The organism is uncultured Subdoligranulum sp. (assembly GCF_937890665.1).
The window spans coordinates 1-18,869 of record NZ_CALADU010000026.1 but is presented as its reverse complement, the minus strand read 5'-3'; the positions used below and the strand labels follow the sequence as shown (position 1 = coordinate 18,869).

The following is an 18,869-nucleotide window of genomic DNA, read 5'->3' as shown; positions in this document are numbered from 1 at the left end:
TACGGTAGTGCCGCTGTGAACTCCGGCGACGGTAGTGCCGCTGTGAACTCCGGCTGCAGAAGTGCCGCTGTGAACTCCGGCTACGGTAGTGCCGCTGTGAACTCCGGCTACGGTAGTGCCGCTGTGAACTCCGGCTGCAGAAGCGCCGCCACCGTGGAAGGCAAGGAAAGCGTCGCAATCTCCTTGGGAATCGAAGGAAAAGCCAAAGGCGCTTTGGGGTGCTGGTTGGTACTGGCCCTGTGGAAACAAAGTGATGAATTGAACTGGCACCGCGTGGCTGTAAATTCGTTTTACGTTGACGGGGAAAAAGTCAAGGCCGACACTTTCTATACTCTGAACGAACAAGGTGAACTTGTGGAGGCCGACTAATGCCATTTCCTTATAACGACAACCCTTTCCCACCGCCCGAAGTACCACACATCGGTGTGTGCCCCATTTGCGGATGCAACCTGTACGGGTACGAGAAAATCTATTTGCAGAACGGAAAAATTGTAGGATGCCAAGACTGCATCTGCATTGAACGAGCAGAGGAGGAATTTTAATGGAAATGAAGGATTTACTGGTCATGGTATCGGCGGCGAAGACCGTTCACGATTCCAGAGAATTTTTGGCGGCGTCTTATGACGGCCTGCAGCTTCATGGAGGAAGCAACGTCAAACAGGTTGCGGACGCTTTTGGTTCCCGTCTTTTTGGTAAGAACAACGGAAGAATCCCTGAACTCTATACCGTGATTGCAGGCGTTCCGGTTTATGCACTTTTGGTGCATACCGTAAAGGATAAAACCCCGCCGCCGTCCGAGTGCTTCAAGTTGCATCTTTGCACGGAAGACCCCACCGGGGAATTGATTTAAGGAGTGATACACCATGAATATACCTAGAGTATTGAACGCCGGCGACGTTGAGTGCCGGGTTTCCAAGTGCACGAAGGACGGCGTGAACCTTCTTCTTTATAAGACGGCCCGCTGTGATATGCAAGTGCTTGACGAAACCTACGGCCCTATGAACTGGCAGCGCAGACACAGCCGGGATAACGCCAACTGCATTATTTCTGTTTGGGACAGTGACAAGAAGCAGTGGGTGGAGAAGGAAGACACCGGCACCGAGAGCAACACCGAAGCGCAAAAGGGCCTTGCATCTGACAGTTTCAAGCGGGCCGGTTTTAACTGGGGCATTGGACGCGAGCTGTATACCGCCCCCGTTATCTGGATCCGCGCAGAGAATTGCAAGCTGAAAGACACCGGCCGAAAGGACAAGTACAACAACCCGGTGTACGCCTGTAACACAAAGTTCTACGTTTCCGCTATGGACGTAGACGAGAAGACGCGCAGAATCACTTACCTTGTGATTGCGGCGGACAACAAGGTTGTCTACACGTTTGGAGGCCCCAAGGCAGAGCCGAAAAACAAAGAAGCAGAACTTCTTGCCGAAAAAGCGCTTTGTCGGCAGTCAGTAAAGCAGTATTGCCAGCTTCATGGAGCCGACGAGAAAGAGGCATGGCAGATTATTGCTGATACTATCGGCAAGCCTTCCAAAGAGTTTGCAAAAGAGGATTGGCAAGAAGGGAAACGCATTGTGGAGGCTTGGGGTAAATGACGCAGCTTGATTTTCCCGGAACTGCCAGATGGATCCCAGAAACGCAAGAGTTTTGTATCAAGCCATTGAACATCCCCGCGACGCTTCAGTGGATCATGCGTCAGGATCCCGGAAAAACCTACACTTGCGAACTGAAAGAGTTTCGCAGAAAGCGCAGCAAAAACGCTAACGACTATTGTTGGGTTTTATGCGAAAAGTTGGCGCAGGCGCTTCACATGGAGAAAGACGATGTATACCGAGACCAGATCAAGTCTGTTGGGGTATTCAAAGACTTTCACCTGAACGAAGCCGAGGAAAAGTCTTTCTGTACTGCGTGGGGGATGCTTGGCACCGGCTGGGTAACCGAGCGGGTAGATTTTTCTGGCGACATGGTTACTGTCCGCGCATACTACGGCAGCAGCCGGTACAACACCAAGCAGATGGCCCGGTTGCTAGATCATCTTATCCAAGATTGCAGCGCTTGCGGGATCGAAACTATTACCCCTAAAGAAGCAGCCCTTTTGCTGGATGATTGGAGGGAATCTCATGCCCAAAAATGAGTACGGCCACACGCTTGATTCAAACAGGTATTCCCCAAGCCTTATGAACCGCACAGACTATTCCTGTTATGTGTGCGGGCAGGAAGGAATCCTTGCCCGGCATGAACCGATTGGAGGCCCTTTCCGTCAGAAATCAAAGCGGCTTGGCTTGTGGGTGTCTATTTGTCCCGCTTGTCATGAACTAGCGCACGGTGCCGGGATCCTTGCACATGCTACCGCGTTGCAACTAAAGCAAGACGCGCAACGGGCAGCAATGGATGAATACGGATGGAGCAAAGAAGACTTCATCCGGGAGTTTGGGAAGAACTATTTGTGATAATGAGATTCCATATGGAGTGGATCAGCGTAGAAGATAGACTTCCGGAAGATGGTCAAGTTGTTCTTGCATACGACGGTGAAATAAAAATTGCTCGGTTCCATAAAGGTATTTCGCAAGAAGAGCGCAAGAAAATGCGGGAAGGTAAACTTCCAAACCCTGATGTAGAATATGAGGATTTATCCAAGGGAATTTGTACCACAAAAAGAAGCAATATTTATCTAGCCGGTGACGAATTTGCAAACAATTCTGTTCCGTATTCTTGGGAAAGCCCCGACTGCATTTATCAGTGGGTTGGCCTTGAATTTTATTATTGGATGCCAATTCCAAAACCGCCAAAGGAGGAAGAATGACACAATCTGAAAGAATCCTTCTCCACTTCCGTGAAGTAGGCCCGTTGACCGGCGCACAGGCAATGAATGAATACGGTATTTCCCATCTTGCATCCAGAATTTCAGATCTTCGCGCCGCCGGTTATCCCATATCCAAAACGATAAAGCAATCAAAGAACAGGTACGGCGAGGTAGTTTACTTCGCAGAGTACAGATTGGAGGAAGTCAATGCTTAACGTAGTAGCTTTAGAGGGCCGTTTGACACGCGACCCGGAACTGCGGCAGACCACGACCGGGAAAAACGTGGCCAGCTTTACAATCGCCTGTGATCGTGGTTTTAAAACCTCAGATGGAAAAAACCAAGCAGACTTTTTGGACTGCATTGCTTGGAACAAAACCGCAGAGTTTATTTGCCAGTATTTTGGCAAGGGTGACTTGATTGTGGTGGATGGCCGCCTGCAGACCCGGAAATACCAAGACAAAAGCGGGAACAACCGAACAGCGGTTGAGGTATCTGTCAACAACGCGCACTTTGCCGGCAAGAAAGAACCCGCTTCACAGCCTTCCGCTTCTCCCGATGTGGATTATGCGCCCATTGAGGACGACGAAGGCGATCTCCCATTCTAAGGCGGTGATACGATGCCAAACCGCATTATAAGTTCCGGCATCCTCACTAGTGAAAGCCTTTCGCAGCTCACATGGTTTGAGCAATGCGTTTTCTTCAAACTCCTTGTCCTTGCAGACGACTACGGGCGGTATGATGGCCGCCCGGCAGTAATCAGAGGTCAGGCGTTCTCGCTACATAACGTTACCAACGCCGATATTCAAGCCGCCCTGTCACGGCTCGCGGCTGTGGGCATTGTCAGCAACTACGAAGTAGACGGCAGACCGTACCTGCAGTTAGAGCACTGGGGCAAATACCAGCGATTGCGCAACTCAAAAGCGAAATACCCCGCCCCTCCTGATTCTGTCGCAGATTGCAGCGAATCTTTTGATTCTCGCGGCAACTCGCCGCAACTCGCGGCAGATTGCGGCCTTAATCCCAATCCCAATCCCAATCCGAATCCCAATCCTAACTCCCCCTTACCCCCTCCGGGGAAGACGACGCCCGTCTTCGACGAAGGGCTGGGAAAGTGTTCGGATTTTTACCAGCAGAACATAGGCACGTTGTCCCCTTCCACCTATGAGCAGCTGAAAGAGTGGCTTAACACCCTGCCGGCAGAGGTCATTGTACTGGCTATTCAGGCGGCTGTAGACCATGGGAAACGTAATTGGGCGTATATCCGCGCAATCCTGAAATCCTGTGCAGACAACGGGATCCGTTCTCGTGCAGACTGGGAGGCCAGAGAGAGCGCCAGAGCGCCGAGAAAGCCTGCCGAGGGTAAACGGTCAAGCGTGGACGATGCACGCGCAAAACTGCGCGAGATTGCGGGAGGTGCAAAGCTGTGACCTACGAAGAAACAGCGGCACTACTGTACGGGATGTTGGACTACTGGCCGCATTTGTTCCGTGGCGGGGATCCCACATCAATGGTACAGTCTTGGTCTGCATCTTTGAAGGAGATTCCGTATCAAGCCGCAAAGAAAGGCTGTGAGGAACTTTCCAAAACAGCCAAGTTCCCGCCTTCTGTTGCCGAAGTGGTGAAGGCGGCAGAGCAATTTATGCCGCACAAGATCGAATCGTTTGACGTTATGTTTTCCCGTGCCTGTCATGACTGCCTGGGGTTTGATACTCCGCTTTACAAGAAGATGCAGCAGGGGCAGGTAAAGCAGCCGGACAGACTGAATAAGCAGTGATTGAAAGGAGAAAACACATGAAGTGTTTAACTGACATTGAGGTGATCGGCGGTCAGGTACACCCTGTACCAAAGTTAAGCCTTCAAAACCCGCTTGGGTTCGAGAAAATTGTTGAGCGTCTCCAAGATATAGAAAACATTCTTGGTGACGACTACGACCTTGACCGTCTACGGGAACTGGTGGAAGCGGACAAGTCTGGAAAGGCTATGATTTTGCCGGTTAAGCCCGGAGAATACATTTACCTGATTAGTCTGGATTCGGAGATTGTCCCGTGCCGTGTCGGAAACATTGCAGCGGAAGAATGGGGAATGTCGTTTGAAGGGGCAGTTGAAGGATTTGGCCCGTACAGAACAGGGCCGAATGAAAAGGTGTTCTTTTCCCGTGAAGCCGCCGAAGCCGCGCTTGCAAAGGAGGCTGACCATGAGTGAACGAAAGCAGTTTACAGATAAACAGCTTGACGACATTTGGAAAGAAATGTTGAAACCAGACGCCGCAGAACCGCCCCTCCTTGACCGTTCGGCGTGGGAGCCGTGCGAATACTGCGAAGATTATTCAGGAAAATGCTGTGCAAATTGTTGGAACGGAGGAAACCAAGCACACCAAGAACCGTGCAAATCGTGTTACTGTGCAAGCAAATGGAAGCCGAAAGAAAATTTCTGCCCGTATTGTGGACGCCCGATGCACGATGCCGCATGGGAGATGCTGGAAAGGAGGCTGGCCGGTCGTGAAAACCAGTAAACACCGCCACGATGGTGGAGCATACCGCCGGTGCAAAACCATGATTGCGGCCCATGCCAAAGAGGGAAAAGACCGCAGCAAGGCCGGAAAAAGGAAGAAGGCGAAAAAGTAATGGAGCACATCCTCTCTCTTTCGTACAAAGGAGGGCATAATGGCAAAAATTAAACACGGAAAATGCGGATACAGACCAAAGGGGGTGCTTGTAAATCATGGCTGAGCACATTTTATCTCTCAGCTATGGCTGACAGACAAAGACAGCCTTGCTTGCCTGGGGGCCATTGAGCAACTGGGCTGGCCGCTTGACCGAATTGTACACGCAGAGGTATGGGCTACCGATACGATACCAGCTGACTTGCCGCCGATGGTTGAGTTTAAGGCCAAAGCCGATAAGATCATCAAAGAGCGGTGGGGAATTGAGGTTGAGCACGTTTGCGCAATGAAGAACGAGGAAAAACTCACGTATGAAAAAATTTTTTACCGGCGCAGAAAGTTAAGCAGAAAAGGAAACACAGTTCAAAAAATGTACGGATGGCCGTTTCAGAAAGGCCCTTGGTGCAATGACAGATTAAAAACCGGAATTTTGGACAAAGCAGGCGGTAATTGTGTGCAGTATCTTGGCATTGCAGCAGACGAACCAAACAGATTTCATGTTTTGTCTGACAATAAAAAATCACCACTAGTAGAAGCCGGTTGGGATGAAGCCTATTGCCGAAAATGGTGCGAGGAAAACGGGATGCTTTCCCCTATTTATACTACGGCAACCCGTGGAGGCTGTTGGTTTTGCCACAACCAGGGCGTAGATCAGTTGCGCTTGCTGCGAAAGAACTATCCGGAATTGTGGGCGCTCATGCTGAAATGGGACAGTGACAGTCCGGTGACATTCCATGCTGACGGCCACACGGTACACGACTTTGACGAACGCTTTGCACTGGAAGATCAGGGAATTGTGAGCGCAGATGAGCCGTGGAAATGGTCGTATCTGGAAGAAGTACAACTAAAATGGAGGTAAATTTGAGCAATAAATACAACGCCCACAAAGTCACCGTATTAGGCCATGAATTTGATTCAAAGAAAGAAGCTGACCGTTTCCTTGTCCTTTGCGGGAAACTCAACAGAGGCGAGATTTCCGACCTTCGCGGGCAAGTGGAGTATGAACTTATTCCAGCACAGAAAAAAGAAAACGGGAAAACAGAACGTTCCGTAAAGTACATAGCGGATTTTGTGTACAAGCAGGATGGAAAAACCATTGTTGAGGACGTGAAAGGCTACCGTAAAGGGGCGGCATACGCGATTTTTGCAATCAAAAGAAAACTCATGCTATGGAAATACGGCATTGAGGTAAAGGAGGTGTGACATGAACCGCAAACAGTTTATCAAGAAGTGTATCGGGATTGGCTATTCAAAGAAAGAGGCTGAATACGCCACCGGTCTGCTGAAAACATGGAAAAGCTATGATGCTATCTGGCTTTTTGAAATAGCGCCGCAAATAAGAGGAAGAATGACCACAATGGATATAGTGAAGCTATGCGCGGATGCCGAGAAAGCGCTGAAACGTGGGGCCATTACAGAAAGCCAGATCAACAAATTTATGTATTATGTGGGGCCGTTCAAAATCTCTTTGCAGAAAAGTTTGAGCCGCTATTCCACCGTAACGCCGGAAAAAATCATGGCACAAAGGGTAGTCCCGTATGAAGTGTACACGAACCCATACAACAACCTGCCGGCAGAAACCGCCGAGAGAATCGAAAAGCGACATTTACTTCAAAGCCTTTTTAGCTTTGCGGAAAAATACGTCTGTTTCAGTGAGGAATTTGGCGCATACGGAAAGCACCTAATTGCCACTTTGTGGGTTGCAAAAGAACACGTCGAATATGAAGTAAAAGGAGAAAAACAATGGATGAAGCAAGATCCGATTTTCAAGAAGCTCTGAAAGAGAAGAAAGTCAACATCAATCACTTTGTGCCGGCCGCTGCAAAGCGTATGACAGAGAAAGACTACGCAGCTAGAAACGGCCCGTGCAAGATCGTTTCTCTTCCGAATCTTCCCACGATGGCAGCAAGAATCCGATACTGTATGCAGGGGAAAACGTAAGCGGACTTTGCAAAAGAAGTGGGTGTAAGTACCTTTTCCATATCTGTGTGGAGCAGAGGAGAGTGCACTCCCAACCTGTCCAATATCAAAAGAATTTCAGAAGCTACCGGGATTCCTCTTGAATGGATTTTGAACGGAACCACGGAATCCCCTCCCGAACAGCAACCGGTTGAAGACGTTCCCGATGAAGAGGAACTCAAAAAGATTCGTGAAACGGATTACGTAAAAGCAACCCATTCCACAGACTTTCGGTTGATTCTGAACGGTACATACAGCGGTGAAGCGCTGGCGCATTTGATCTCCGGCCTGCTGGCAGATCAGAAGTACACTGTCAATATCAACGTGGAGGCGTAAAAGTGAAAAAGTACAAATGTTTTGTATCGTATATCAACCATGACGGAAAGCGTGTTTGGAAAGTATTCCGCGCAGACAGCGTTTGGGCGGCAACGCGACGTGTTGATATGATTGCAGACAACAACCGGCAAGTTAGTTATGTGAGGATTGAGCACGTATGAAGCTAGTTACAAAGTGGTGCAAAGGCTGCGGCAAGATCATGTGGGATGTGCAGCCCAGCAAGCGGTATTGTGAATCTTGCTTGCGCGAGAAAGATCGGCGATACGCAGAGGTAAACTACCAAAGACGGCGAGCAAGACAGCTTGAAAAGAAGCGCAAGGAAGCTGCGGACGCAACGCTTCCCCGCCCGCCCGCACTCTATTGCATGGTGTGTCCGTGAAGCCGAAAAGCGCGGCATGAGTTATGGGAAATTTGTTGGCCTTGGGTTGGACAAGGTGGTTTTAGAGGAATTATGAGCAGAAAGCTGAATTTTATACCACATATCCCGAACTACAAATATATCCGGGAACAGATGAAAGCGGACCTTGAATACCGCCTTTCTAATAGGCTCCGGAAAACAAGTTTCGGGCGACCCTTGTACGAGCGGATCAATGTGCAGGTCATCATGACACACGAGTGCCCGTACAACTGCCCGTTCTGCATCGAGCGGAAGCACCCGATGAAGGGGAACCAGAATATGTTTGAGCAGGTTCTTTCTCTGATTCATGTGCTCAAAGAGCATCCGCAAGCCCGTGTGACTATTACCGGCGGGGAGCCAAGTTTATACCCGCGTCATGTTCTTCACCTTTCCAAGGTGTACAGAATGTGGAGCGATGGCGTATTTCTCGCAATCAATACCGCAGGATACGACAACTCCATTGTAGGAATTGGGCACATCAATTTGTCAGTGAATGACTACGTACACCCGGATGTAGAGAAGTTCCCCGGTTGCACTTATCAGACGGTGCTTACCAAAGATAAGATGAATCTCGAAAACATAAAGCACATCATGTCCAGTAACCCGTCAGCTGGCGGCTTTTCTTTCCGTTTCCTCTGTGATCTCAGTCAAGACACCTACGACGTATCTATCTGGAACGCTTTGCAGAATGACCCGGAAATAACGGTTAAGACGTTCCGCATTGGTGACTTCTTCGTATACTGCACGTTTGACTGGAACGGTCGTCATGCCCGCGTAACACTGGGAGATATGTGCCAGCAACAGAAAAACGATTATCATGACGGATATTCTAATATTATTATTCATCCTGATGGGAAAATCGGCTTGAATTGGAATTGAAAGGGCGGTGATTGAATGATTCTGCAAGCTATTGTTGGAGCAATCTCTTCCGGCGTATTGATTGCGCTGATTGCGTGGGGCTTTAGCTGCGCACGTTGCACAGAGCTGCGAGAACCGCCGGACCGGCCTATTCCGATGGAGCATGAACACGGGGGTGAATATAATGGCTGAATACATAGACCGGCAGGCTGTTTTGGATGCCATTTTCCCGGAAGATCCGGAAAACGACGGATCGGACGGATGCACGGTGGTTTTGCAAAACCAGAGTTTTACAAGCGCAGACATTGAGGGAATTGTATGCAGTATTCCGGCGGAGGATGTGCGGCCAGTAGTGCACGCCAAGTGGATTAAGCAAGACAATAGCCCGCTTGATGGGAATTACTATTGCGAGGCTTGCGGGCACGGCGTTGACATTGCAACAGGAGAAGAAACGCCGATTGATAGAGATTTGCTTTATTGCCCGCACTGCGGCGCTCAGATGGACGGTGACAAAAATGGATATTGAAGAAATCCAGAAAAGCATTTTCAGATCAACAACTGTTTGTTCTTCAACATTTGATTTTGAAAAGTTCTCTGAAAGGTTAACAACTCTTATGGAACAAAACAGTTATTACTTTGGCCTTCGCATTGTCACTGATGCTTCGCTTGGAAAGATGGTACAGGCCAGAACGCACAAGAAAAAGCGCATCAACAAGAAGTGGAAAAAGCGCTTTGGATTCAAAAGCGTTCCCGATGGGGACAAGATTTATGTTATCCCGCCAGCCGGCGTCATTGTAATGCACCCGAGAACATATGAAAAGCTGAAGAAGGCCATGAAAAACTGCAATCAAAAGGAGAACAGCAAATGACCGATTTTTCCCTTCGTGTACAATGGCTTATGCAACATCAAAACGCAAAAGAAAAAGCCCAAGAAGCTGCCAATCATTTGCAGGAAGTGCAAGCGCGGTTAACAAAAGTAACGCCTAGCATGAGCGGAATGCCTTCTACCAGCTCATGTAAGGACAAGATGTCCGAGGGAATATCACAGCTTTCTTCCGCAAGATTAAGGCTGGAAAACGCCAGCAGAGAAGCAGAGAAAAAGAAACGGCTTGTATATAGCTGCATCATGAAAAGCGGTTTGAAAGAACAGGATGCCCGGATGCTGGTACTAATGTATATTGATGGAGCAACGCAAAATCAGGCAGCAGACATCATCGGAAAATCCTCTGCCGGTGGTACATATATTCACCGCCGCGCCGTAGCCGCATTGAAGATGCCGCCCGGATGGCATGAACAACTACAATAAAAAATGCCCCGCACCATAGTGGTGCGGGGTTTTGTGTTAGTACGGGTTGTTTTTGGTAGACCAGTTAGATCCAGTCATTTGCCAGAAAAGACGCTTTGTTTCCGTATCAAATCCCATCTGATCCAAAACGGATTGTGCAATTCCCTGCTGGCTTACTTTGTCTCCTGTTTTTTCGGCTGCCGCTTTTGCCTGATTGTAGGCATACTTGTAATTGTACATGTAGTCCATCCAATCAGCGGTTGCGCTGCTGCCGTATTGAGCATAGATTCCACTTGCTTTTTCATCGTCATTCATGGAAAGATACGTGGAAACTGCATCTTTTTCGGACAATCCAGACCCGGAAATTGCGTTCCATTCTTCTGCGTCGGTAAGAGAAGCCTTTTCATTACCGGTGCTTGTCTGTTTTTGCGCCCGGGCATTGTCGCTGGCATTCTTCGCAAGCAGATAGTTTACCGCGCCTGTTTCTCCAGAACTCTGATACACATTGAACTCTTTGTTATCGGAGTAATCAAGCGACGGAATTGCAGAAGACGCGCCAACTTTTTTTGCAAGGCTGTACACATCTTTTACAATTTCCGCTTGGTCAGATTCAGACAGACCAGTAAACGCAGGATTGCTTTGCAATTCATCCAGCATGGAATAAGAAAGCTGTCCACTTGTGGTGGCGTATGTGGTTTTCTGTTCCGGTGTGAAATACTGCTTTCCGCCCTTGTCAATGTAGTTCGGTGCCAGTTCCGGAATAACACCGCTGTCACCCGTCTGATCGTAAAGATTTTGGATATAGCTATCTACCGGCGTTACGTTTTCTTCTGAATAATAGCCGGGAGAAAACATGTTGTACAGCAAGCGTTTCGCAGTGCCGCCGGCATCTTGGCCTGTTCCATCTAAGCTGGCTTCCGTGCGGCCCCACTGGTCAATGTAGGGTTCAGCGTTTTCAGAAAGTCCGGGTATTTTGTTCAACGTGTTGCGGAACAAATATCCTTGGTCTCTCTCTGTTTTACTTTCTCCTCCTCCATAAGTGCTGCGTCGAACGGGGTCAATAGAACGAGAAATTTGTCCAAAAATAGTAGGGACAAACTGCTGTACATAGCTTGTAGCAAGATCTTTTCCGATTCCCAGCAAAGCATTGCTATCAGAATACTTTATTGCATTGAAAGTATCATCAATACTGCTCAAAAGGCTCATTTCAGTAACAGGGTCAAGAGCTTTCAGCATAATATCCGAGAATTGAGACACATATTTGCTGGGGTCGTTTTGAATTTCTTGAAGATCAATTCCTTCTTGCGAAAGGTTTGCGCCAATCAAAAACGGAACTGCAGTAGGAGAAGCCCAGTCGATAGTATAGCTACCTTTTCCCGGAATCACCAAAGAAAAACCTTGTTTCCCCAGCGTTTCGTCATATTTCCCGGTTTCCTCGTCAACAGACCCTTGCACAAGACCGGCATCTGCAAGCATCCAACCGATTCCGATGATTCCAGTTCCTACCGTTCCTTTTGCAAGTGCATCAAGAACAGATGCAGAGCCTTCCTTTTTTGCGCCTCTTGAAACGGCTTCCACAATTCCTCCTACAGGAGTATATTCAAGAGAAGTTTTCAAAATGTTTGCCGGGGTTTTTGTGAACGGAAGAAGACCGTTGGAAACCATATAAGCAATCTTTTTTGTGAATCCTCCAAGGCGCTTGTTATTTTTTGCAAGCGCATTTTCAGCCATTTGCGTAATGACATTGTTATCTTTTCCGATAGTGCTAATGGTTCCCAAAGTGGAAGCCAAAAGTCCATCGGAGCGGAATGTTGCGTCTTCAGCATCTATAACAGCCTGATTTACTGCGTTTTTCAAAACTGCCTTACTCACATCATCGGTTGCAGAAAAAATACTTGTGTCAAAGCCTTTTGCCGTAAGATTGCTTGCAAGACTTCTCACAAAAGCACTTTGCAAGAAAATTTCGTCTTCTTTTTCAAGAGCCTTGCTGTTAAAATCAGACAGTTTTTGCAAGGCTTTGCCGATCGGGCTGTTTCCATAGGTTTTGCGTGAGGCTTCCAATCCTTGTGCAAGATTGTATTTGCTTCCTCCGCGAATCGTAGAATACGCCTGCTCATTCAAATATTGCTTTGCGGCCTGCTTCATATCGGAAGGAGTATACAATGCTTTGGTACGTTTGCTCTCTGGAAGGGCAAGCTGGTATGCTGCAGCAACTTCGTCTTTTGCTTTTGTTACTGCACTCATAGCAATATTTCCCATAAGGTTTCTAAAATGAGTGCGTGCGTTTCCAAGCATAGCCAGATAGCGGATATTGTCGAACCGTTCAAACAAAGACTTTGCAGGCAAGTGCTGCGCCATAATCTGCAAGGCTTGCTGTTCAAGATCATACCGTTCTTTGCTGTCCGGAAGTGTAGCGGCCTTACTGTACAGGTCGTCGATCATTTCCATTTCATCCAAAGACAAATCGGTAATGCCAGCCGCTTCATTCAATAGCTTGTTGTAGTAGCTTTCCGTGCTTTCCCCTGCTTGAATTTTTCCGGCAATGTTTTTTGCAGTTTCGTCACTGATTTCTATCTTGTACTTTTTACCAAGTTCTTTGACAGAAGAAACAAGATCATTAAATTCTTGTGTGGGATCCGTTTTAATTGTGGGATCCGTTTTAATGCCTTGGGATTTCAGAAATTCGTCAAATTCATCATCCATAGGCTGTGCAGGAACGTCAAACGCACCGCGCATGGCTTCTTCTTCCATATCGGCAATGTTGCGTTCATCCAATTCTTTGCGCAGCTTGTCCAGCTCTTCAGAAAGCTGCCGGATCCGCTCGTCCTGCTTTACGTTCCCTTCTGCCCATTTAACGCCAATTTCATCCGAAACTTGTTGCATTTTACGGATTCCGGTTTCCGCAGTAATTGCGTTTTCTTTGAAAGCCTGCAACCCGGAGCCGGCTTTGCTTGCACGGTCGCTGATGGTGTTTCGGAAAGATTCGTACCGGGCGGCGTTTTTATAAAACTCTGGCGTTCCTTCCGGTGTTTGCATAAACTGGGTACGCAGCCGGTTTCTTACTTCTTGCGCAGTTTTAGTAGTCCCCTTGTCCCACACTTCTTTTGCGGAAAGGTCTGCAATGGCATTGTCCATTGCTTTATCAAAATCACCGCCGGCTTGCTGAAGATACAAGCCAACATCAACCGCCTGTGCAGTAGCTTCTGCGTCTGTCCATACTTGATGTTCGGACGTTCCCACCTGTGCGGCGTGCGCATCATCCAATCCAAAACGGGCAGCGGCTTGACCGGCATAGTCTTGGTTTGGAACCATAGACCGGTCAAAATCGGATTTTTTTGCACCAATTCCGTATTCCGGCAATCCATCTTTTGCCGTCTGCGGAAGATCCAGCGTTCCTTCTCTCCACCGGTCATACGCCCGCTGCTGATAATCAGGAAGATTATTATAATCAAAACCTTGGTTTTCAATCCAATCTTCAAAAGATTCTGAACCATCATGGCCGGCAAGAATATTGTCCCGCACATAATCCACATAGGTGTTGTACAGGTCTTCGTCAAAGTCTTTTTCAGCCTTTGCTTTAGACCGATCAACCGCCTGCATAAGATCATCAAAAGTGTTTCCGCCCACGCCAACGTTCATGCCGTTAAGTTCTTGCATAGCGGTGTCCCAGTCAACACCATCATTCAAAGAAAACTTTGTTCCATTGGCTTTATTGTACGCGGAAATGCTTTTATAGCCACTTGCCGAAAGCAAATCGCCGGCTTCTTTTTCGCTAATTTTGATGGGCGTGTTTTTTACATAGTTCCGCAACTCCGTAATTGCGGGATCCACTTCAATGGTCTGCGTAAAGTCGGAAGGGCGATACACAGCCCGGGCGACTTTGTCCGCTTCTTCAGCAAGAGATTCTGCCGTTTCCCCGTTTGCCATGCGGTCAAAAATGTTTTCAATTTGCCGGGTGTACTGTGACTGTCTGCCGCGTCCAGTAAGTTCTTGCGCACGGGAAGAAGGCGTCGGAGCCGGTGTAAAATCGTAGGCGTCAATATACGGAATTTCTTCTTCTGGACGGCCAAGATACTCTTCCGGCGAAAAAGTTTCAGAAGATGCTTTTCCCTCTAAAGACGGGATTTCGTACAAATCACGGTTTGCAGATTCCGGGCTAATTGCAGAAGAATAACCATTTAGATCATTTTCATATGCTTGCACAAGCCCACGGGCGTTTTCGGCGTCAACCGCATCCTGAACGCCTTTTGCGGCTTTCGCGTTTTCCAAAGTGTTCCCAGCCGCATTTCTTCCGGCACGTACCAAAGCAGGGACAGCTTCAGAACCAACGTTCATTGCCAGATTTAAGCCAAAATTCCCGGCAGCATTTGCCGCAATCTGACCGGGGGTAAGATTGTCAGGATTCCCGTTGGCATAACTGTATACATCCCCTGCAAGGCTAGGGATAGTATCAAGCGCAAGGTCGGCGCTTTGCCCTGTAATGATATTCCCGATAGCCGCTCCGGTTCCATCGGTAATAAGATTTCCGACACCGGGGACAGATTTCAACGCATTGGCCGCTTTCCCGCCCGCTGTGGCCGCCGCTTTAGCAAAGGCAGTACCTTCCAAGGCTGCGTTTGCAGCCCCGTACAAAGCAGCATTTCCGGCAAATTGGCCAGCCATGCCGGCAACAGGGTTTTGCTGCTCATATCCTTCCAAAGTTTCCGTAAGCGTTTCGGGGACTGCTTCGGTGTATTTTCCTTCGGTTTCCTTGTTTGCCCAGTCAGTAAAGGCATTGTCAATCGTTTTCAAAAACGGGACACTGTTAAAAAGGCCGGCAGTAAACGCTTGCAAATCCTGACCCAATCCGCCAAGAGATACTTTCTGCTTCAACCGAGATCGGGCCTGTGATTGCTGGTTAACCTCATCAAAAGAAAGATCACCGGCTTGGTATTGCTTGTAAAGTTCGCTGTTGTCAGGGGAACTTTCCAAGTATTCCTTAACGGCTGCAATCTGATTGCTTGTCAGCTTTACGCCGGGCTGAGAAAGATTTTGCAAATATGTCGGATCCGATTTTAAATTTGCAAGCGTAGTGTTCTTTTCAGTATCATTTTTTGCGGTTTCTTCCTGCTTTTTCCGCTGCAATTCCTTTCTGTCTTCTTCGGCAGACTTAGAAGACCTAGACTGAGCATAGGCACCGTAGGAACTGGCAAGGCCAACGTCCGTACCTTGTGTAGTTGTTGCGTTGTTACCGGCGGCATAATACTTCTTGCTCTCTTTTTGAATCTCCTTTTCCTTCTCTTGTTTTTCATCCAATTCTTTCGCAACCTCTTTAGTGGTTTTCTTTTCTCCACTCGATTGCAAAGATTTGATAAGGTTAGAAAAAAAGGATTCTTTCTTTTCCGTTGTAGTATTAGCCTGTGCGCTTTTTTCGTTTGAAGAAGATGTGGTATTGGATTTTTGCGGAAGAACAGCTTGTTGCGAAGTGCTTGAAGAAGATGTCGAAGACCCACCGGAAGAAGATTTTGCAGATTTTTTTGCAGCTTTTTCAGCTTCTTTTGCCGCTTTTTCGGCTTCTTCCTGAGCCTTTTTAACTGCCTCTTCATACAAAGAGCGTTTCGTTTTGTCTGCGCTCAAAATTCCGCTGTATACCTGATCGGAAAAATCAGTCACTTCCGGCAAATCAGTAGGAACAGCAGAAATTTCTTTTGCGCCTTTGCTTTCTGCGTTTGCAATATTGTTGCTTCCTGAATTTACAGTTGCGGCTTGGTCGTTTACGTAACGGTTCATATACGCATTCAAAAGAATATTTCCGCGAGTTCTTTTTGCCATTCTGATTCCTCCAAAAATTGGGGCGCATTTCAGCGCCCCAATATTTTTAATAATACACCCATTCCCCGTTCACGTAACGAGCCGTAGGTGTTACCTGTCCGTTTTCCGTGTTTCCTTGAACAAGGCTCAACAGATCAACGCCGTTGTTTGCGGCAAGATTTGCAAGGGCAAGCTGGTATTGGCCAAGGCTTGCAGACTGACCGCTGGCACGCTGCTGTTCAAGCGCCGCCATATTGTTTTGGTAAGTCTGCATAAGGCTTGCAAGCTGACGCTGGCGTTCTTTTTCAAGATCGTTTCGGCTGTCCTCGTAGTTGTTAAGCATGCTTGCTTGTGTAGTTTCGCTTGCGCCGCCAGAAATTCCCTGTGCAGATAGCTGCTGCTGAAGATTCCGCTGCGACAGCATCCGGTTGATATACGCATCACGAAGAGCATCGTTCGTAGCTGCGTTTAACTGGCTGACATTGTTTTTATAAGCGGCTTCTTGTGCCGCAGCAGCTTTGTTGTAGGCATCGTCACGGGCTTGCTGCTGTGCTTGTTGCGCCGCCTGCATTTGCGAAAGGACTTGGTTTCTGTACTCTGCCATAGGGTCTGTCGTGGGCGTAGTCGTAGGAGCAGGCGTCGCAGATACGGTAGGAGCGGGAGTTGCAGCAGGGGCAGAAGAGGAAGAACCGTTATAGCGGTTGTGCGAAGAACCTCCGCTATAAGAGCCAGTGTTTTTGTTGGTGTTTACCAACTTACCAATATTGGATCCGAGAATGCTCTAAATAGAGCCGCCAGAACCAGAATATTTGCTGTTGTTTCCGTTGTACGAATCGTGCATTACTTTTTCACCTCTTCATTTTGAGATTCCATTGCGTTTTCCGTAATGGTTTTGCCGGCGGCAAGAATTTTAGTCAAAAACACGGGGACATTTGCGCCCATTTCAGTTGCGTTCTCGGCAATAGATCCCAACTCGGTAAAGATATACCACACCAAAGTTACCGGAAGAACCAAAACCGTGTAATTGATACCCAGCATCGGGAGGTTATCCACCGCAACGCCCAGCACACAATCTGCCAGGGTGGCGACAATTACCACCAGAATCATGCCGCCCTTGTGCCAGATGCCAGAACGAGCAGCCGCGCTAGACCAATTCCCTTTTGCTGCTGCTGCAGAACTGCCGCTGATCCAGTCCAGAACCATGCACACAACCCACGCAAGAATCAGCCAGCCCAGCCATCCGAACGCCGCGCCAAAAGCGCCCGTAAAGGCAACCACGGCCGCTTTTACCGCCAAAAAAATGTTGTCGTTTTCCATTTTTGTTTCTCCTTTACGATACGTAATCGCTTTTATACAATTCCTTTTCGGTAAGCTGCAAACGTTCACACAGCTTCATAATGTACCACGCATCGCCGCTAGAAACAGGGCCAACGGTGATTGTCTGCGTTACTTTCTCAGCGTCATTCCATTTGCTTGTGTACAGTTTGTTTTCTCCGGTAATGTTCAACTGTTTGCAAAGAGATTGCACCTGCAATGCATCCCCCATCGTAACCGGCCCGATAGTAAGAATTTGCTTTTTGGTGCTCAAATCCGGCGCAGGGTTTAAATCCGGTGCAGTAAATCCGTTAAGGCCGGCACTGGAAATAATAGCCGGATAATCTTTGTATACCCGGTTGCAGTCAAGAGAATTTCCATATCCCGGAATGCCAAGCGGATTGCTGCTGCTGTACTGCCAGATTCCATAGGGCAGCGGACAGGTGCAAGCGCTTCCGTACTGGGCAGCCCACACATCGTACTGGGTCAATTCTCGCCAGTTCAGCCGGTTACGAATAAAATCGGTGCTGGCGTACAGAATGCCGTAATATCCAGCGGCCTCTACTTCACCTAAAAAGGCTTTTACCATTGCCGTGCGCGTGGCATTGTCCAAAGCCAAAATGCCCGGTTCATACTCAATGTCGTATGCAACAGGCATGCTGGGTTTAAGGCCTTGAATTACTTGCAGGCAGCAGCGTGCCTCCTGACGGGCCATCTCAGGGCTTGTGGCGTAGCTGTACCAGTACACGCCCCAGTTAACACCGTGCAGCTCGCATCCTGCAACATTTCTTTTAAATTGCGGGTCTGTCTGTCGAACGCTGTTGCCATACCCAGCGCGGATCATAGCATGAGAAATTCCAGAATTTTTTACAGTTGCCCAGTTAACGGCTCCTTGCCATTTACTGACATCAATCGCATAAAACATTACTGCCCTCCACTTTTTGCAAGGAAGAAAATTTCAACGTCACTTGTTGGTTTCTCTCCGGACCGCGTTGTGCATTCTAGCGTTCCGTTCCCAACAACTTTTTTGCCCCTGTCAATTACACCACCAGATTCTTTTATGATTTCAAAAACAGAATCTTCATAATCGTCTTCCACAAAAATAGAAGACGCCATAGAAAAATCTGTTGTAATTTCCGGCGCATTTAACATAGGCTTAACAGTTGCCGTTTGCGAAAAATTATCGCTTCCATTCCATTGGTCAACCAAAAAAGTACATTTGTACAAATAGGTTGATCCGGTTTTTCCAACGCCCGAAAACAAAACAGGGAATGAATCCAATGTTGCATTTTCTGGCACAGAAACCCCGTTTTCAGAAAGGACTTGTTTTAGCCCATCTTTTGCGCTTTGCAGACGGTCAATTTGTGATTGAATGCTCATAAAATCACCGCCTTAAATTGCGGCAAGCGCTTCTTCAATGTCACCGCTCAGGCTGACGGTGCCGCCGCTGGTATAGCCCGCCGGAAT

Annotated in this window: 25 protein-coding genes and 1 pseudogene; 21 read left to right on the top strand and 5 right to left on the bottom strand. The window is 48.0% G+C overall.

Going from position 1 to position 18,869, the window contains the following annotated elements:
• From Q0526_RS01690 to Q0526_RS01590, 21 genes and pseudogenes are all read left to right on the top strand, one after another.
• Positions 1–369 (top strand): annotated as a pseudogene (locus Q0526_RS01690) (hypothetical protein); the annotation flags it as partial.
• 172 nt (positions 370–541) lie between these two features.
• On the top strand, positions 542–850 hold the full coding sequence (locus Q0526_RS01685; RefSeq protein ID WP_298730239.1) for a hypothetical protein: 309 nt from the start codon (positions 542–544) through the stop codon (positions 848–850).
• A gap of 13 nt (positions 851–863) precedes the next feature.
• The gene (locus Q0526_RS01680; protein WP_298730236.1) at positions 864–1,592 is read left to right on the top strand and encodes a hypothetical protein; all 729 of its coding nucleotides are present in this window, start codon (positions 864–866) and stop codon (positions 1,590–1,592) included.
• A complete protein-coding gene (locus Q0526_RS01675) occupies positions 1,589–2,131 on the top strand; it encodes a hypothetical protein (protein ID WP_298730234.1) in 543 nt (180 codons plus the stop codon). Before Q0526_RS01680 ends, Q0526_RS01675 begins: the two co-directional genes overlap by 4 nt.
• On the top strand, positions 2,118–2,447 hold the full coding sequence (locus Q0526_RS01670; RefSeq protein ID WP_298730232.1) for a hypothetical protein: 330 nt from the start codon (positions 2,118–2,120) through the stop codon (positions 2,445–2,447). The genes Q0526_RS01675 and Q0526_RS01670 overlap by 14 nt, the downstream gene beginning before the upstream one ends.
• 14 nt (positions 2,448–2,461) lie before the next feature.
• Complete coding sequence (locus Q0526_RS01665; protein WP_298730231.1) at positions 2,462–2,800, top strand: DUF551 domain-containing protein; 339 nt, start codon at positions 2,462–2,464, stop codon at positions 2,798–2,800.
• Positions 2,797–3,015 (top strand): helix-turn-helix domain-containing protein, encoded by a 219-nt coding sequence (locus Q0526_RS01660; protein WP_298730229.1) that lies wholly within the window; start codon positions 2,797–2,799, stop codon positions 3,013–3,015. Before Q0526_RS01665 ends, Q0526_RS01660 begins: the two co-directional genes overlap by 4 nt.
• Positions 3,008–3,406, top strand: coding sequence for a single-stranded DNA-binding protein (locus Q0526_RS01655; protein WP_298730227.1), 399 nt, complete (start codon positions 3,008–3,010; stop codon positions 3,404–3,406). Before Q0526_RS01660 ends, Q0526_RS01655 begins: the two co-directional genes overlap by 8 nt.
• Before the next feature lie 12 nt (positions 3,407–3,418).
• Positions 3,419–4,228 (top strand): DnaD domain protein, encoded by an 810-nt coding sequence (locus Q0526_RS01650; protein ID WP_298730225.1) that lies wholly within the window; start codon positions 3,419–3,421, stop codon positions 4,226–4,228.
• On the top strand, positions 4,225–4,575 hold the full coding sequence (locus Q0526_RS01645; protein ID WP_298730223.1) for a replicative helicase loader/inhibitor: 351 nt from the start codon (positions 4,225–4,227) through the stop codon (positions 4,573–4,575). The genes Q0526_RS01650 and Q0526_RS01645 overlap by 4 nt, the downstream gene beginning before the upstream one ends.
• 17 nt (positions 4,576–4,592) lie before the next feature.
• On the top strand, positions 4,593–5,003 hold the full coding sequence (locus tag Q0526_RS01640; protein ID WP_298730221.1) for a hypothetical protein: 411 nt from the start codon (positions 4,593–4,595) through the stop codon (positions 5,001–5,003).
• Positions 4,996–5,313: a hypothetical protein gene (locus Q0526_RS01635; RefSeq protein ID WP_298730219.1), complete on the top strand. Its 318-nt coding sequence runs from the start codon at positions 4,996–4,998 to the stop codon at positions 5,311–5,313. The genes Q0526_RS01640 and Q0526_RS01635 overlap by 8 nt, the downstream gene beginning before the upstream one ends.
• The gene (locus Q0526_RS01630; protein WP_298730217.1) at positions 5,300–5,425 is read left to right on the top strand and encodes a hypothetical protein; all 126 of its coding nucleotides are present in this window, start codon (positions 5,300–5,302) and stop codon (positions 5,423–5,425) included. The genes Q0526_RS01635 and Q0526_RS01630 overlap by 14 nt, the downstream gene beginning before the upstream one ends.
• Positions 5,426–5,665: 240 nt before the next feature.
• Complete coding sequence (locus Q0526_RS01625) at positions 5,666–6,322, top strand: hypothetical protein (RefSeq protein WP_298730216.1); 657 nt, start codon at positions 5,666–5,668, stop codon at positions 6,320–6,322.
• Positions 6,323–6,324: 2 nt separating this feature from the next.
• Complete coding sequence (locus Q0526_RS01620) at positions 6,325–6,666, top strand: DUF1064 domain-containing protein (protein WP_298730214.1); 342 nt, start codon at positions 6,325–6,327, stop codon at positions 6,664–6,666.
• 1 nt (position 6,667) lies between these two features.
• Positions 6,668–7,243, top strand: coding sequence for a hypothetical protein (locus Q0526_RS01615; protein ID WP_298730211.1), 576 nt, complete (start codon positions 6,668–6,670; stop codon positions 7,241–7,243).
• 179 nt (positions 7,244–7,422) lie between these two features.
• Positions 7,423–7,758, top strand: coding sequence for a hypothetical protein (locus Q0526_RS01610; protein WP_298730209.1), 336 nt, complete (start codon positions 7,423–7,425; stop codon positions 7,756–7,758).
• A 451-nt stretch (positions 7,759–8,209) separates the two neighbouring features.
• On the top strand, positions 8,210–9,034 hold the full coding sequence (locus Q0526_RS01605; RefSeq protein WP_298730206.1) for a radical SAM protein: 825 nt from the start codon (positions 8,210–8,212) through the stop codon (positions 9,032–9,034).
• Positions 9,035–9,197: 163 nt separating this feature from the next.
• The gene (locus tag Q0526_RS01600) at positions 9,198–9,539 is read left to right on the top strand and encodes a hypothetical protein (protein WP_298730204.1); all 342 of its coding nucleotides are present in this window, start codon (positions 9,198–9,200) and stop codon (positions 9,537–9,539) included.
• Positions 9,529–9,882 carry a hypothetical protein gene (locus Q0526_RS01595; RefSeq protein WP_298730202.1) on the top strand — a complete coding sequence of 118 codons (354 nt, stop codon included), beginning with the start codon at positions 9,529–9,531 and terminating at the stop codon, positions 9,880–9,882. Before Q0526_RS01600 ends, Q0526_RS01595 begins: the two co-directional genes overlap by 11 nt.
• Positions 9,879–10,319 (top strand): hypothetical protein, encoded by a 441-nt coding sequence (locus tag Q0526_RS01590; protein ID WP_298730200.1) that lies wholly within the window; start codon positions 9,879–9,881, stop codon positions 10,317–10,319. Before Q0526_RS01595 ends, Q0526_RS01590 begins: the two co-directional genes overlap by 4 nt.
• A gap of 36 nt (positions 10,320–10,355) precedes the next feature.
• Here the strand turns inward: Q0526_RS01590 and Q0526_RS01585 are convergent, their stop codons facing one another.
• The 5 genes from Q0526_RS01585 to Q0526_RS01565 form a co-directional block, all read right to left on the bottom strand.
• On the bottom strand, positions 10,356–16,109 hold the full coding sequence (locus tag Q0526_RS01585) for a hypothetical protein (protein WP_298730198.1): 5,754 nt from the start codon (positions 16,107–16,109) through the stop codon (positions 10,356–10,358).
• A 46-nt stretch (positions 16,110–16,155) separates the two neighbouring features.
• Positions 16,156–16,692 (bottom strand): hypothetical protein, encoded by a 537-nt coding sequence (locus Q0526_RS01580; RefSeq protein WP_298730196.1) that lies wholly within the window; start codon positions 16,690–16,692, stop codon positions 16,156–16,158.
• Positions 16,693–16,928: 236 nt separating this feature from the next.
• Positions 16,929–17,405 carry a phage holin family protein gene (locus Q0526_RS01575; protein WP_298730194.1) on the bottom strand — a complete coding sequence of 159 codons (477 nt, stop codon included), beginning with the start codon at positions 17,403–17,405 and terminating at the stop codon, positions 16,929–16,931.
• Positions 17,406–17,418: 13 nt separating this feature from the next.
• Positions 17,419–18,327: a glycoside hydrolase family 25 protein gene (locus Q0526_RS01570; protein WP_298730192.1), complete on the bottom strand. Its 909-nt coding sequence runs from the start codon at positions 18,325–18,327 to the stop codon at positions 17,419–17,421.
• Positions 18,327–18,782, bottom strand: coding sequence for a hypothetical protein (locus tag Q0526_RS01565; RefSeq protein ID WP_298730190.1), 456 nt, complete (start codon positions 18,780–18,782; stop codon positions 18,327–18,329). The genes Q0526_RS01570 and Q0526_RS01565 overlap by 1 nt, the downstream gene beginning before the upstream one ends.
• Between the last annotated feature and the right edge of the window lie 87 nt (positions 18,783–18,869).

Bases quoted from the DNA above. Each gene is read 5' to 3' on its own strand.
- Q0526_RS01685 (WP_298730239.1), top strand. From the start codon at position 542: ATGGAAATGAAGGATTTACTGGTCATGGTATCGGCGGCGAAGACCGTT.
- Q0526_RS01680 (WP_298730236.1), top strand. From the start codon at position 864: ATGAATATACCTAGAGTATTGAACGCCGGCGACGTTGAGTGCCGGGTT.
- Q0526_RS01675 (WP_298730234.1), top strand. From the start codon at position 1,589: ATGACGCAGCTTGATTTTCCCGGAACTGCCAGATGGATCCCAGAAACG.
- Q0526_RS01670 (WP_298730232.1), top strand. From the start codon at position 2,118: ATGCCCAAAAATGAGTACGGCCACACGCTTGATTCAAACAGGTATTCC.
- Q0526_RS01665 (WP_298730231.1), top strand. From the start codon at position 2,462: ATGGAGTGGATCAGCGTAGAAGATAGACTTCCGGAAGATGGTCAAGTT.
- Q0526_RS01660 (WP_298730229.1), top strand. From the start codon at position 2,797: ATGACACAATCTGAAAGAATCCTTCTCCACTTCCGTGAAGTAGGCCCG.
- Q0526_RS01655 (WP_298730227.1), top strand. From the start codon at position 3,008: ATGCTTAACGTAGTAGCTTTAGAGGGCCGTTTGACACGCGACCCGGAA.
- Q0526_RS01650 (WP_298730225.1), top strand. From the start codon at position 3,419: ATGCCAAACCGCATTATAAGTTCCGGCATCCTCACTAGTGAAAGCCTT.
- Q0526_RS01640 (WP_298730221.1), top strand. From the start codon at position 4,593: ATGAAGTGTTTAACTGACATTGAGGTGATCGGCGGTCAGGTACACCCT.
- Q0526_RS01635 (WP_298730219.1), top strand. From the start codon at position 4,996: ATGAGTGAACGAAAGCAGTTTACAGATAAACAGCTTGACGACATTTGG.
- Q0526_RS01615 (WP_298730211.1), top strand. From the start codon at position 6,668: ATGAACCGCAAACAGTTTATCAAGAAGTGTATCGGGATTGGCTATTCA.
- Q0526_RS01605 (WP_298730206.1), top strand. From the start codon at position 8,210: ATGAGCAGAAAGCTGAATTTTATACCACATATCCCGAACTACAAATAT.
- Q0526_RS01600 (WP_298730204.1), top strand. From the start codon at position 9,198: ATGGCTGAATACATAGACCGGCAGGCTGTTTTGGATGCCATTTTCCCG.
- Q0526_RS01595 (WP_298730202.1), top strand. From the start codon at position 9,529: ATGGATATTGAAGAAATCCAGAAAAGCATTTTCAGATCAACAACTGTT.
- Q0526_RS01590 (WP_298730200.1), top strand. From the start codon at position 9,879: ATGACCGATTTTTCCCTTCGTGTACAATGGCTTATGCAACATCAAAAC.
- Q0526_RS01585 (WP_298730198.1), bottom strand. From the start codon at position 16,109: ATGGCAAAAAGAACTCGCGGAAATATTCTTTTGAATGCGTATATGAAC.
- Q0526_RS01580 (WP_298730196.1), bottom strand. From the start codon at position 16,692: ATGGCAGAGTACAGAAACCAAGTCCTTTCGCAAATGCAGGCGGCGCAA.
- Q0526_RS01575 (WP_298730194.1), bottom strand. From the start codon at position 17,405: ATGGAAAACGACAACATTTTTTTGGCGGTAAAAGCGGCCGTGGTTGCC.
- Q0526_RS01570 (WP_298730192.1), bottom strand. From the start codon at position 18,327: ATGTTTTATGCGATTGATGTCAGTAAATGGCAAGGAGCCGTTAACTGG.
- Q0526_RS01565 (WP_298730190.1), bottom strand. From the start codon at position 18,782: ATGAGCATTCAATCACAAATTGACCGTCTGCAAAGCGCAAAAGATGGG.